Source organism: Rhizobium sp. WYCCWR 11128, assembly GCF_013416305.1.
In the GTDB taxonomy this organism is placed as follows: Bacteria; Pseudomonadota; Alphaproteobacteria; order Rhizobiales; family Rhizobiaceae; genus Rhizobium; species Rhizobium indicum.
The window spans coordinates 432,250-444,957 of sequence record NZ_JACCEZ010000004.1 but is presented as its reverse complement, the minus strand read 5'-3'; the positions used below and the strand labels follow the sequence as shown (position 1 = coordinate 444,957).

Sequence of the window (12,708 nt, the reverse complement as noted above, 5' to 3'; positions counted from 1 at the left end):
TCGGGGCAAATGATCGAGTAACCGATGTGGCCGCCCCTGACCAGATGTCACGGTGATCCTGCAGATCTGATTTATGCTGGCGATAGCCCCAGACGCCGATCTCGGCTCCGGACCCAGATCAGAACCGGTAGTGTCGCGATCACCGTGATAAGTTTACTGACAACTTGGCCAGCTAGGAAATCGAGCGAGCCGAAGACGACCCAAAGAAACATTCTGCTGTCGACGATGAGGCCGGCAACACTGCTGACAAAAGCAGCCTTCACGAGCCCCTTCTTCTGGAGCGGCGTGAATACGAGGAGGTCGGCGAGGATTACGTCCTGTTCTGGACCCGCAAATAGTTCGGGTTTTCACCCGCCTAATTGGTCGGGCGGGCACCATCTTCGGAGTGAAGCAGGAAAGTAACCGCCGCGTCGAACGAGGGAGCTTGGAATGTCGGCAGGGTGCCGGCTTCGAACTCCCACTTCGGCTGAAAGCCGCCAGGTATATAGATCGTCTTGACACCAGCCTCGTTTGCCGGTCGGATGTCGCGGGTAAGCTGATCGCCAATCACATAGATTGACTGGTTGACCGTCGCCAGTTTCTTCACTCGCTCAAACATGCGGACCGTTTTTGGCGCTTCAAAGACACGATCTACGAACCCGCCGAGTTGGTGCGATTCGATCGTGCGCATCACACGCTTGCGACTCCCTTCCGTGAAAACGACCGACGTCGCGCCGATGGAGGCAAGGTCGCGCAAACCCTTAACGACGCCGACAAGGAGCTTTGGCTGTTTTGCGATGTTTGCGAAGAAGTCGCTCTCCATCTTAGCCACCAGAGCACGGTCGAGACCCGAATCCGCACCGTTGCTCCAAGCACGCCGCACAGCCTGTTGGGAGCCCACGCCCCGTAATCCGAGCGTCAACGCGTCGATCAGCAGGCGGGTAGGGTAGCGAAGTCCAAGATGATGCCTTTGGGCCAATTCCTGATCAAAATCCCGGACGAACTCTAAGCGGTCGGCCTTAGGACCAGCCAGATTGGCGGCATGCTCGAGAGCGTCCAGAAGACCCAACTGCGCTTCCGCAAAAACCCCATCCGTGTCCCAGAGGGTATTGTCCGCGTCAATCAGGACCAGCGGTCCCGCGCGACCCGTGTCAAGGCGAGGGGCTGCAAGGCTGGCCGTTTGCTGCCGTGGAGACATTGTTTCCACCAGTGATACACACCGAGGAGATCGGCGTTTCTATTCGAATCACCGGATTAGACTCCTTTTTTACCGGCTGCACAAAGGCAAATACGGAAGCTGTTACAATAATCCAAAAGAATAGGGCCTTGATCGCCCAAGACTGGATGCGCTGCGCCGGCTCCAGAAACCTAACTTTATCTGCGACCTTGGCGGCGATCAGATAGGTTTCGACAATGTAGTTCCTAAGGTATTCAATGCGCAGTTCCGGTGCAACGTTTTTAGGATCGGCCTGATCAATGAAGGCTTTTGCCCACCTGTTTGGCTGAGTGCGCGAGATCCCCATCCAAAAAAGCATCGATGCCGGAGGCCTGTCCTTCGCGGCTGCTCTTGGGTAGCGGAAGCGAGCCCGGATCGCATGAAACGTCACCAGCGCCCCAGAGGTGGCGAGCAAGGCAAACGCTGCGAAGAGCAAATAGCTGACCCCAACCAAGCCGCTGTTGAATGAAGACCATTTATCCGCCCACGAGATGATCGAGAGCGGATAGCCATCCGCTAGTCTATTGAAGGCGAGACCGGAAAATGCCGACATAAAGGTTAGGATAGTCAGAAGCCGCGTGGCTTTTCCGTCCTGATAGTCGGTTTGGGCAGTGACCTCGTCGAGAGACTCGTGAGCGACCTTCAGCGCGTCCTCGAGCGCGTCTTCGTCAGGCGCCAAGTGTTTTACCTCGGCACTGATCGCTTCGATCGCTTCTTTGTCGGTGAGCGTCCGAAGCCTACCCAGAGCGCGATTGTCGTCGGCCCGAGGAAAGAAAGAGATGGACTTGCCGGCAATTGCCTCAAAAACGGCCTGGGCGCATCCCAATTTATCCTCTGCCTCTGTCCTCATGCTGCCATCAGCCCCAATCGCCGGTCTCGGTTGCGGATCCAGAATAGTATTGGAAGCGCCAATACAACCATGATCAATTTCCCTAGAACCTGTCCAGCCAGAAAATCAAGCGAACCAAATGCCAGCCAAAGAAACATCACGCTGTCGACGATGAGGCCGACAATGCTGCTTGCAAAAGCCGCTTTGACCAGGCCCTTTTTCTGGAGAGGCGTGAACACCAGTAGGTCAGCAAGCTCGGAGGTAAGGAAGGCGCTTGCAGAGGCCAGCGCCAAAGACGGCGCGGTGAAGGTCGTCGACAGGAAAGCGCCAACAATGATCGCTCCGAGTGACCACAAAAGGCCGAGGCGACGCTGCACCAGGTCACGCAGAACGAGCGCAAGCCCGACAAGCAGTACCCCGCTTGGTGCCGTCAGACCAAACCCGACCGGGATGAGGCAGGGACCGTCAGGGACGCAGATCGTGCCGACATGACCGATCATATAATTGGCGAGTGGGATGCAGGCGGCAAAGCCGGCCAGAAAGATCCCGCCCTCAATCCACTGCCTGTTGCGTGTCGTCATCCCGCCTCTCCTCGTCACACTTCTTCGGCGACGAATATTTCGTAGCCTTTTGCCCGCAGATCACAGGCCGGGCAGGTGCCACAGCCATAACCCCAATCATGAAACTCGCCACGCTCGCCGAGATAGCAGGTGTGGCTATCCTTCACGATGATATCCACCAGCGCCCCGCCACCCAAATCCTTAGCCAGTTGCCAGGTTTGCGCTTTGTCGATCCACATCAACGGCGTGTCGAGGACGAAACGTTTTTCCATTCCGATGTTGAGCGCCACCTGCAAGGCTTTGATCGTATCGTCACGGCAGTCGGGATAGCCGGAATAATCCGTCTCGCACATTCCCCCGACGATATGCTTTAGGCCGCGCCGATAGGCCAGGGCCGCCGCAAAGGTCAGAAATATTAAGTTTCGGCCCGGCACGAACGTGTTTGGAAGTCCGGATTCGGACATTTCGATCTGCATGCCGCTGGTCAGCGCGGTATCCGAGATCTCACCGAGTGCGGCAAGCGATATCGTGTGATCATCTCCAAGGCGATCTGCCCATACAGGATTAAGCGCGGTCATTTCAGCGCGCAACGTGTCTCGGCATTCCAGTTCGATCCGATGGCGCTGACCATAATCGAAACCGACGGTCTCCACGCGTTCGAAGCGGTCGAGCGCCCAGGCCAAGCAGGTCGTTGAATCTTGGCCGCCCGAAAATAGCACCAGTGCAGTCGTCGACATCGCCCGATTCCTTTTAATTGCCTTCAAATTCCGCCCAGCAGGATGGCGTTTCGACTACCTTCACGGAATTCAACTCGTCGATGAGCGGCTTGACCTTCTGCCAAATCCAGACAGCGATATTCTCCGCCGTCGGGTTTTCGAGACCGTCGATATCGTTGAGTGTATGATGATCGAGGCTCTCGAGAACCGGCCCGAAAACTTTCTCCACATCAAAGAAGTCGATCACAAAACCAGTTCGCGGATCGACGACGCCTTTGAGCTGCAACTCGACCCGATAAGAATGCCCGTGCATGCGATGGCATTTGTGCGTTGTGGGGACATTCGGAAGTCTGTGGGCCGCCTCAAATGTAAATGCTTGTGTGATTTTCATGGGATCCCGATCATTTTGTGTGTCTGCAGGCTGAGCCGCCAGCGGGGGTTTTTAAGACAAAATGCCGTCACGGCCGCGATATTTTCGATCTGCTCCGGCCCGTCCATCGGCTGCAGGAAGTAGTGTTCGAAGGAAACCTCGGGGAGATTGTCAGGAAGCAACTGCGCCTGCGGATAAACCAGCTTCAGTTCGCTGCCGGATTTGAGATTGAACGGCGCGCCCGCCTTTGGACTGACGCAGATCCAATCGATGCCCTTTGGCGGTTCGATCGTCCCGTTCGTCTCGATTGCGATCTCGAAACCGTGTTCGTGGACCGCCGCAATCAGTGCATCATCGATCTGCAGCAGCGGTTCGCCGCCGGTGAAGACAACATAGCGCCGGCTCTCCACGCTCCCCCATGTCCGAGCGATCGCTGACGCAAGCTCGCCGGCATCGCGAAACTTACCGCCGCCCTCGCCATCGGTCCCGATGAAGTCTGTATCACAGAACTGGCACACCGCCTTATGCCGGTCTTCCTCGCGGCCGGTCCATAGATTGCAACCAGCAAAGCGGCAAAACACCGAGGCGCGCCCAGCTTGAGCACCTTCCCCCTGGAGCGTCTTGAACAACTCCTTGACAGAATAGGTCATGGTAGGCCCACCAATTTTTGCGGAATAGTCTCGGATATGTCGGTCGCTTGGCTACGACGGCGCTTGATGTCAGCTCGAACAATGCCAACCAGGTACTGCGCAAGCGTGACGATGTCGCGATTGACGTTTTGAACAGACTTCCAGTTGCGCTTGTCGTTCTCGCCGAAGTTCCATTCCCCGGACGTCCAGGCGGTGTTGTCGATCAGGCAGGCGAGGCCCTTGGAAAACTCATCTGACGTTCTTGCCCCGTCGAGCAACGCCAGCAGTTCCATGACATAGCCAAGCGACATGATCCCCGCGCCATGCACGAGCCGAGATGTTTTGGGCGTATGATCGACCCATTCTTTGCGGAAAACGTATTGCACAGCGCCATAGAAATCGCTGATCAGCTTGAAGCAAAGATCGGCGCCGTCGGGCTCGCGAATGAGTTCCCGCATGACACCGTCGCTCAGCGAATTGATGATTACACGCTGGATTGCGGTATCCCTGATGATGCCGGTCGGATTGGTGTGTTGATACACCTGTCCCTTCAGCAACGACTTTTCGTCATAGTTCAAGCGCGCGGCGATATTTGCGGCAACAGAGCGGTCGCCGAGGCGGCGCGGCAGGCCGGTGACGGTCGGTAGCAGTTCGTAGATCAGCGATTTCGGCAAGGGCCGAGTGTTGTTGATCAACACGAACTGCCGGCGCAGTTCTTCGTCGTCCCGGCAAATAATTGCGGACACGAAGACCTGGAAATCTTTCTCGTGAACCTGCCCAAGCGCTGTGAGGCGCTGTTGCCCGTCGACGACCATGCCGGGAGCACCGGCGGCAATATCGATTTCGACCGTGCAGCGCCCGTCGGCGCTTTGGTCGAACACCTGGACGCTGTTGGTAAATGCAACGACGATCGGGTTCGGCAAAATTGCTTCCGGCTTTTCCAGATAATCACGGATCTCACGAATATGGCCGGCAATCTGTGGGCGCTGAAAACCGCTGAGCGCGCCGGCATCATCGCGCGCAACCCGCTCGATAACGGCAAACTTCTGGAGATCAGATGCTAGCGCTGCAAATGAAAGGACTGTGTGCGCTTCGCTCTGTCTGGCTCTGATCGCTTGGAATTTCAATGTTGTCATTTCGGCCACTATTACTTGGGAGTTGGTCGACCAGGGCATCGTAGACGCCCAGATTGTGAATGCCGCGCCGCTTGTTGCGATTGCTCGCTCGAAAGATCACGACTTCGATCGAAAGCGCAGAACAGATGGGGCAGTTGCACCGCTTCCAAGGTCTGTCGCGAAGCGTTCGCTCGTAGCGATCGCGCAGGTCCTTGACTGCTTTGGCGCCGGGTAATTCGTCGATCGTCGTCCCCAGCACCGCAGGCGTGGCATAGGCCAGGACGCTGTCGAGCGTCTCTTCCATCTGCGCTTCGCCCTTATCGTAGGAACGCAGCGCCGCCAGCGCGGTCTTTTCCATGGAAACGAGGCGCTCCTGATTAAGCGACCCGCGCTTTGCAAGGCGCTGCAGCTTCGGGTTCTCAAGCGCCTGAGGCACGCGGATGGCGGTGTAATATTCGAGTTTGCCGCTCTTTGTCGGAAGGAAGTAGTTCGCCTTCGCATCCTTGAATGCGCGGATCAACGGCGATGTCGTGTCGAAGCTGGTAATGTTAAAAGAGCCAAAGGTATGGATCTCATCAGCTTTTGCAAAACCGAGAATATGCAGGCGGGTAGTTTGCGGAATGGCATCCCGGATGGCGATCAGGCAGGATTTGATCTGTGCCGCCTTCAGCGGAACGGTGCCGCCGAGTGCCAGATAGTCGTAGCCCATCGTGACCAGACGGCGGGCGCTCTCGGCCATGCTGCCAGGGGACCAGCCCTGGATGACACCCATCGGAGTGAAGCGGTTTGACATATGCTGCGTTGCCGTCCGAAACGCGGCCGCATTCTCAAGCGTGATCTCAAATCGCCGGCGTGCTTCTTCAGTGCCACCTTCAAAACCGGTCAGGCTCTCGTCGAAATCGAAAATGATATGGTCGACCGAGCAGCCGTGGGTAAACCGCGCATCGTCGTAAAATTCAGCGGTGTCCTCTGGCGTGTACGGAGGCTTTTCTTCCTTATGATATGTGAACGCGCCGCAATCGCCAAAGATCGGAAGATGTTCGAATGCTGGCTTGTCGAGGCGGAGAAACTCCCGCGCACCGACCCGCCGGAAGCGCATTGACTGTGCTTCCGTGTATTTCCCGCCAACTGCTGCACCGCCAACGATGCCGCGGGAAACAAGCATGCCTTTGTACGGGGCGTATCCCATGATTTCGTGCGGGTAGGCGTCATCCCAGTAGGGCGTGCGGCCCTCCGAATAACGGTCCCGAAGAAAGTCGTAACCGGGATCGACGTGATCGAGACTGTCGGCAAAAATGAACTTCATCGTGTCGGCCTCGATAACTTCCGATCGAGCTGCATCAGGTGCTCGGCAAGCAACCGATTGTGCTGCGGCGTGCCTTGGATCTCATTCCATTGGAGGCCAAGCCCCTCCCAGGTTCCTTCGGTCCAGGCGCAGAGGGGCGCGATCCGGTGCAATGCCTCCCGGACCTCGGCCTCCGGCGTTGCAGAACTGTCCGCTCGCAACATCACTTGATCCATCAAAGCGCCCATCGCCTTGATGCCAGCAGAGTGCATCAGTCGGCTTTCCGTTGGTTGCTTGCCCCATGCCTCCTGAAACACCTCGCGGACCGCCGTCCAGTAAAGAGCAAGTGCCTCGTACATCGCGTCGGGATCATAAGCTTCCGCCGAAAGCTTGTACTGATTGAGAGCCCCATGAGGGCCCTTGAGGTTTTGCTTGATCGCATCGATTAAAGCTGTGTCGTTGACGACGCTTTGCTCATCACCGGCATCGGAGGCGCGTCGGATCAAGCGATAAAACGGCGATTTCTGCTGCCGATTGAGGAGATTGCAAAGTTCGCTTGGCAAACGGTTGGCGGCAAGGTCCTTTGGCAGGAGTGACCCGACTTCAGGGAGCAATTCGTTGATCAGCCGGACGTCTAGGGCTTTGACCTTGTTAACCAAGATAAATTGCTCGCGATGAACCTGCACATCCTGTGAAACGAAGCCGACAACCGGTACGGGAAAACGACTGTCTTTGGCCTTTGCAAGCGCCAGGGACCGCTGTTGGCCGTCGACGATCCACGCAGCACGTTTGCCATCTTCAAAAAGCGGAATATTCAACGTACCTGAAACGCCGACTTCCGAAAGCCCTTTCGGCTTTGGGCCGCGTGAGACATCAAATGTCACGTCGGAAGAAAGAGCAAGTGTAATAGCGTTCGGGAAGAGGACCGGGCCGCTGTCTAGGAACTCAACGATGGCCTTAACGTGGCTTTTGATTTCTTTGCGCTGGAAGCCCTTCAGATCCTTTTCATCGCGATGGATACGACTGATGTTGGCAATCCGCGTCAGATCAGAACCATGTAGAAAAAACGCATAGACGTCGATACGATCGCCTTGTTGCGTTTTGACCGCTCGAACCATGAGATTGTCTTTGACGCTCTTCATAGCGCCCTCTCTTCGCGGATCTCGGCCGTTAATCTGGAAAATCGTTTCTGCTCGCAGGCGATATTCAATTCATCTCGCAAGATCCGAAGCAGCTTTGTCGACCGGCCATCGGCGCGCGACCAGTGATCTCGGACGATGGACTTGAGATCATAATCCGACATCCGCGTGCCCGACTTGGGAGAAGGGCGATCCCATCCGGCAAGCGCGACCTCAACGAGTTCGGCATGTTCTTTGGCTGTCGCAAGTGGCGCAGCGGAAAGGACGTTCTCGACAAAATGGCGAATGGCACGGGATGCGAAATCAGACCGAGTGCCGGGCAAAGTGCTTTGCGGGCCGTCCAGGCGGTCATCATAAGGAAGTCGGACATGTTCCAGACGAGGGTTGAGATCGGGCACATCGCAACCGCCGACAATCCTCATCCTTTCACATAGTGCTCCCGAAACGCCGTGAAGAGCCGGAGCCACCATTCTAAAATATGGGGACGGAAGTGCGATTAGGATAAGGCCCCCTGATCTGTCGAACACGTCGTGGAGCGCCTGGCGTCCGCCGAGCGCCACCCACCAATCGGCGCCGCCATGATCCTGCAGTTTGTTCAGGATGCAGTCCGGACTGCCTTGGGAAACAGTGAGATTATAAGAAGGTATGTCTTGCTCGCCGTGAACGAGACCAAGTCCGGCCGACACGATATGGAGTTCGGCCTGCGCGGAGGCCGCAGCTTTTTTTGCTTCGACAAATGATCGACCGCAGTAAATATCCTTCGCCGGAGCTACATCGTTGATGGTCGCCACCTTCGCCAGCCAGGCGTCGGCTACTTGCCGTAGAGTGCCGATCGGTAAATCTCGGGCGCACAGCAAAGGATCGGTGGGAATCCGCTTTCTTTGCGTGCAGGCGGTGAGGATTATCGGCATAATGGGCGTCTCTGTGGGCGTCACCCATTTACTGGAGCAACCTATTTTATCGGGTTAGATAACTGCGTCGCAGCATTTAGGTCAATACAGAAACTGCACTCTCTCGTTCATCTCCCCGGGAAACTGCGTCGATCGTGGCGCGACCATGGTCTCGCTAGAAATCGACCTGAGAAAGCTCTCAGTGACACATAGCTGAGAACTCTTGATTGGATTTAAGGCGCAAGCGCAGCAAGGCAGGCGTCAGCCTCAGCTTTACCTCGGCCTCAATTAAGACCTCGCTGCGCAACTAGGTGGGCGTTTGCTCCACTTCCTGACCCGCAGTGTCCTCAAGCATTTCCATTTGTGAAAGGCCTAAAGGATAGGATTGGCTTTGGTCGGTAGACCCCACCACGTCATCGTCGCTGTTGGCAAGGCATACATAGCAAACTGAGTGCAGATTCCACGGCAGAAATCCCGTGATGTAATTGCCTTCAGGGACCACGGGACGGACGGTGAGTTCGACTTGTTGTTTCGATTGACCACAACTGCGACACGTGCCCCCCTGGGAGGCGAGAGCTGCAACTATCACTTGATGCTTGAGAACTCCCCAAGGCCGGTCTCGCGGAGTTTCTGCGAGCGCCCCAACCGCGAAGGCTGATAAGCCTTCGAGCGGCCGCCTGTAAGCGACTTTCCCCATGTTACAAAACATGCAAAGAACGGCGAGGTTGTCTGGATCGCTCCAACCTAAAGTTTCCTCGGGTACGACATGATCGATGGACAACTGAGTCCATGTGACCCCTTTTCCCCGGTCCACTGGCTTATATGGATCGTCGGATCGGCCAGGGAATAACGAGCCCTCAAGCTCGAAGCCAGCCTCTAATATCTTCGCTTGTCGATCGCCCTTCATGTCCTTTTTTCGGAAGTGGTACCCGCAGCACTCGCATCGTAGAGCCGGACGTTGAGACAGCTTTTCCGTGCTAAGGCGTCCGATCACGTCTTCGAAATAGTGGGCGTGACTTCCCGAGTGGCGGCCACGCTGCGCAGCACTACCACTCAAGCAGCGGAAGACATGGCGGACCAAACTTTCATCTGGCTTACCGAGAAGGATATCGGTGAGATGACGCTCGATGCGCTCGTTCGCACTGCCTGCTATTCCCTCCCAAACATCTATCAGCTTGGATATCCGCGGATGCGAAAGAATGCTGGTCTCAAGCAACCTGAGCAAAACCTGACGCAAAGAATCGTGAAGTGCGCTCGGCCCCTGTGCGAGAAGCGCGCGATTGATATCAACAAGGTGCGAGAGAGCAACATGCTGGCCGGCTGGAGAGAGACTGTCAGTCGGCCCCTGTGGGATAAGCGTAGAGAGGTCGATCAGTTCAACCATCTTTTGCTTGGCCGTCCTGCGGGTCACGCGCTACGAATATTCCACCCCGAACGACGACGCGGTCACCCTTGCTGTTGCGGTCCCAAGCAGACTCCAACGTCTCCCAAAGCTCAAGTTGACCTTGGCTATCATCCAGGCTGGACTTCCAGTTGGCTTGAAAGACCTTGATCGGCACGCCTCTTTCGAGAAAGAAGTCATGGACGAAACCCTCAAAAGCTTCAACGTCAGCCGGAAGTGCGCGGCTCGCGCGGAGTTCATTTATCTTAGTTGTCGCTTCCTCTGGACCCAAGACGTTCTTCAAGATCTCGGCAGTTGCGTCGATTTCCTTGATGCGGTCGACGCATTTCACGATGAAAAGGGTTTGAAATTCTCGAAGAGTAACGGCTTTCGTGAGATTTGTTTGTTGGTCGACTTTCCATAGGGCCTGATTATTGGTCTTCGCTGCTTGTGCATTGTAGAAACTTTTCACCGTCTTCCAGAACGCGAGCCAATAATCGCGCCATTTACCGCTAGACCAGCTATCCCATTCATCGCGAACAGGAATAGTTGGCTTGACGAAATATTCATAAAAGTCGTCATCGTTGCGGAAGCCGCGCGAAAACCGCGTCGAACCATCTATCAGGGTCCGTATTGTTCGTTCTGAAAGATATGGTTTAAAGTTGTCAGGTGATGCGCCCTCGATTTTGAGTTGAACCAAGTTATGGAACGGGCTTGCCGGATCACGTGTCGCTATAACAGCCGCGATTCTACTCTCAACGTCTACCCGCGCACTGGAGAGTTGCTGGCGAACGACGTCTTGTTCCCTGCGGGTGAGGCTGCTGCCAAAAATATCCGTTAAGAGCGAAGTTTCCACCTTCTGCGCAGTCTCATTGATTACGACGAACTGATAAATCTGGTCGGTCCAACTGCAGTGCGGCATTGCCACGACGGGGAGATTGACGGCTCGATCTGCATTCGCCGCCCCCCAAAGCCGATGCTGTCCATCGACCACAAGTGCGGGCCGGCATAGAGATTCCATCGACAAGACAATATCTGTCAACTGGTCGGGTGTGATCTCATTCCTAAAGACGAATTGTTTGACGTCAGATTGCATCTGCGCCATTTGAAGTGCGAACTCATAAACGTAGTCGTGCTCAATGTCGGGAAAGGCAGTGCTGAAGGGGGCTGCCTCGAATTCCTTGATAATAGACAACTGTTCCTCGGAAAGTCGGCTTTTTATTTGCGGATACAAGGCACTTGTGAGCTTCGGAATGATGGTGACCGCGTCGTCTTCCAGGTCAACGATTGGCTGGTAATCCAATACCAACTGGCCGTTGTCGATCTGTGGCTCACCCTGAATTGCCAAAACTATGGCTGTAGGCCCAAGGACCATGCCGTCTTTTTCCGCCGAACTTGCATTGTTCCAGAAGCGCTTTAGATCAGCCTCACGACTATTTGAAATCGGGCGTTGGAATAGCATACGGATGTGCCAAGCTTTGCGTGGTATTCCTGCCCAGTTCGCTAAAACTTTGGCGGGCGCCGCGAATAGGAGCAAGTCGTCGCGGTTACTGTCGTCGCCGTATTGATCGAACTTGATGACAGGTACTTGGGTCATTTTGATGTGCTCCGTTTGACGCAAACACCTAGCATTGAAAGGTCTTCTCATTCAATTAAAGGTTACACCGTTTGTTCCCTCGGCGCGGCCATCCCACCTGAAGCGGCGTTCGATCGCACATGCAATCATCTCTAGGGTCGACCCAAGCACCTCTTGGGATCTGCTGGGACTTGGGCGATGCAGAGCCAAATCAACGCTCCGCTCCGATCATAGCGAAGCGGTTTGGCGTACGCTGCCTGGGCAAACCGCCGAAGGTCTGTTTCCCGAGGCGATCCTGCGTGATCGCCTCATTGGCGATCTTCCGATTGAGGAAAAAGAAATTCATGCGCGGCGCTAAGCTCAGATCAAGACAATTTCAATGCTAAGCGTGTAGACCAGCGTGACGGTAACGCCATCAGGTTGGGTGCTCCGTCTGACGTAGCGAAGTTCTTGAGCAACAAGTTGATGGCCTGGCTTTCCTTGTCGAACAAATGCCCGATCTGCTGTCCGCGCGTTCGTATCCGACCCCAGGCGCGAACAAGCGACACCTCTCCGAACAATGTTAACTGCACGACAGGTGTGTACAAAAGAAACTACGGGTCTTAGGTTCGAACTCGTTCAAGGTGACGAATTTTGCAAGTCTCCCTGCGTTCAGGCCCGAGACCTGCACCTGGGCCCGTTGTGCGGGATCGGAAATTGTTTTCACTCTCAGCTAATGGCCGTACTGCGCCCATATCGGCGTAGCGATTGACTGGGCCGCGTCTAGCAGTAGAAATCTTTGAGGCTCACCCGGGGTGGGCGAGGGCATCACAATCTTCCACTCAGCCCTTAAACCGCATCATCCACGAATGGCGCGTCCTCCGGGTCGGATCCCATAACCCTGCGCAAGACGCGACCGACCGCCTCCGGCTCCTATGAGTTCATGCTGAGCCGTCAGTTTCAAAGCTGCTGAAGGTGTACGGCCCGCGAAAAGGCGAAGCAGCCTGCCGTCACGGGCAACCAATACAACGAGTAGACATAGTG

Annotated in this window: 13 protein-coding genes; all 13 read right to left on the bottom strand. The window is 55.7% G+C overall.

Annotation, left to right across the window (positions count from 1 at the left end):
* Positions 1–355 precede the first annotated feature (355 nt).
* Positions 356–1,177 carry an HAD family hydrolase gene (locus tag HX898_RS16810; protein WP_348649458.1) on the bottom strand — a complete coding sequence of 274 codons (822 nt, stop codon included), beginning with the start codon at positions 1,175–1,177 and terminating at the stop codon, positions 356–358.
* Positions 1,131–2,045 carry a hypothetical protein gene (locus HX898_RS16805; protein ID WP_180195163.1) on the bottom strand — a complete coding sequence of 305 codons (915 nt, stop codon included), beginning with the start codon at positions 2,043–2,045 and terminating at the stop codon, positions 1,131–1,133. The genes HX898_RS16810 and HX898_RS16805 overlap by 47 nt, the downstream gene beginning before the upstream one ends.
* Entirely contained in the window at positions 2,042–2,605 is a 564-nt protein-coding gene (locus HX898_RS16800) for a VUT family protein (RefSeq protein ID WP_180195162.1), read from the bottom strand. Before HX898_RS16800 ends, HX898_RS16805 begins: the two co-directional genes overlap by 4 nt.
* A 14-nt stretch (positions 2,606–2,619) precedes the next feature.
* Positions 2,620–3,321: a 7-cyano-7-deazaguanine synthase QueC gene (gene queC, locus HX898_RS16795; protein WP_180195161.1), complete on the bottom strand. Its 702-nt coding sequence runs from the start codon at positions 3,319–3,321 to the stop codon at positions 2,620–2,622.
* A 13-nt stretch (positions 3,322–3,334) separates the two neighbouring features.
* The gene (gene queD / locus HX898_RS16790) at positions 3,335–3,691 is read right to left on the bottom strand and encodes a 6-carboxytetrahydropterin synthase QueD (protein ID WP_180195160.1); all 357 of its coding nucleotides are present in this window, start codon (positions 3,689–3,691) and stop codon (positions 3,335–3,337) included.
* Entirely contained in the window at positions 3,688–4,320 is a 633-nt protein-coding gene (gene queE / locus HX898_RS16785) for a 7-carboxy-7-deazaguanine synthase (protein WP_180195159.1), read from the bottom strand. Before queE ends, queD begins: the two co-directional genes overlap by 4 nt.
* Positions 4,317–5,435 carry a DGQHR domain-containing protein DpdB gene (gene dbpB / locus HX898_RS16780; protein ID WP_180195158.1) on the bottom strand — a complete coding sequence of 373 codons (1,119 nt, stop codon included), beginning with the start codon at positions 5,433–5,435 and terminating at the stop codon, positions 4,317–4,319. The genes queE and dbpB (HX898_RS16780) overlap by 4 nt, the downstream gene beginning before the upstream one ends.
* Entirely contained in the window at positions 5,353–6,720 is a 1,368-nt protein-coding gene (gene dpdA, locus HX898_RS16775; protein WP_180195157.1) for a tRNA-guanine transglycosylase DpdA, read from the bottom strand. The genes dbpB (HX898_RS16780) and dpdA overlap by 83 nt, the downstream gene beginning before the upstream one ends.
* Positions 6,717–7,841 carry a DGQHR domain-containing protein DpdB gene (gene dbpB / locus HX898_RS16770; protein ID WP_180195156.1) on the bottom strand — a complete coding sequence of 375 codons (1,125 nt, stop codon included), beginning with the start codon at positions 7,839–7,841 and terminating at the stop codon, positions 6,717–6,719. The genes dpdA and dbpB (HX898_RS16770) overlap by 4 nt, the downstream gene beginning before the upstream one ends.
* Complete coding sequence (locus HX898_RS16765) at positions 7,838–8,749, bottom strand: hypothetical protein (RefSeq protein WP_180195155.1); 912 nt, start codon at positions 8,747–8,749, stop codon at positions 7,838–7,840. Before HX898_RS16765 ends, dbpB (HX898_RS16770) begins: the two co-directional genes overlap by 4 nt.
* A 286-nt stretch (positions 8,750–9,035) precedes the next feature.
* Entirely contained in the window at positions 9,036–10,112 is a 1,077-nt protein-coding gene (locus HX898_RS16760) for an HNH endonuclease (RefSeq protein ID WP_180195154.1), read from the bottom strand.
* Positions 10,105–11,706, bottom strand: a complete 1,602-nt coding sequence (locus tag HX898_RS16755) for a hypothetical protein (RefSeq protein WP_180195153.1) — start codon at positions 11,704–11,706, stop codon at positions 10,105–10,107. The genes HX898_RS16760 and HX898_RS16755 overlap by 8 nt, the downstream gene beginning before the upstream one ends.
* A gap of 344 nt (positions 11,707–12,050) precedes the next feature.
* Positions 12,051–12,272 (bottom strand): WGR domain-containing protein, encoded by a 222-nt coding sequence (locus HX898_RS16750; protein ID WP_180195152.1) that lies wholly within the window; start codon positions 12,270–12,272, stop codon positions 12,051–12,053.
* Positions 12,273–12,708 lie beyond the last annotated feature (436 nt).

Bases quoted from the DNA above. Each gene is read 5' to 3' on its own strand.
- queE (WP_180195159.1), bottom strand. From the start codon at position 4,320: ATGACCTATTCTGTCAAGGAGTTGTTCAAGACGCTCCAGGGGGAAGGT.
- HX898_RS16765 (WP_180195155.1), bottom strand. From the start codon at position 8,749: ATGCCGATAATCCTCACCGCCTGCACGCAAAGAAAGCGGATTCCCACC.
- HX898_RS16760 (WP_180195154.1), bottom strand. From the start codon at position 10,112: ATGGTTGAACTGATCGACCTCTCTACGCTTATCCCACAGGGGCCGACT.
- queC (WP_180195161.1), bottom strand. From the start codon at position 3,321: ATGTCGACGACTGCACTGGTGCTATTTTCGGGCGGCCAAGATTCAACG.
- HX898_RS16800 (WP_180195162.1), bottom strand. From the start codon at position 2,605: ATGACGACACGCAACAGGCAGTGGATTGAGGGCGGGATCTTTCTGGCC.
- dbpB (WP_180195156.1), bottom strand. From the start codon at position 7,841: ATGAAGAGCGTCAAAGACAATCTCATGGTTCGAGCGGTCAAAACGCAA.
- HX898_RS16805 (WP_180195163.1), bottom strand. From the start codon at position 2,045: ATGAGGACAGAGGCAGAGGATAAATTGGGATGCGCCCAGGCCGTTTTT.
- dpdA (WP_180195157.1), bottom strand. From the start codon at position 6,720: ATGAAGTTCATTTTTGCCGACAGTCTCGATCACGTCGATCCCGGTTAC.
- queD (WP_180195160.1), bottom strand. From the start codon at position 3,691: ATGAAAATCACACAAGCATTTACATTTGAGGCGGCCCACAGACTTCCG.
- dbpB (WP_180195158.1), bottom strand. From the start codon at position 5,435: ATGACAACATTGAAATTCCAAGCGATCAGAGCCAGACAGAGCGAAGCG.
- HX898_RS16810 (WP_348649458.1), bottom strand. From the start codon at position 1,177: ATGTCTCCACGGCAGCAAACGGCCAGCCTTGCAGCCCCTCGCCTTGAC.
- HX898_RS16755 (WP_180195153.1), bottom strand. From the start codon at position 11,706: ATGACCCAAGTACCTGTCATCAAGTTCGATCAATACGGCGACGACAGT.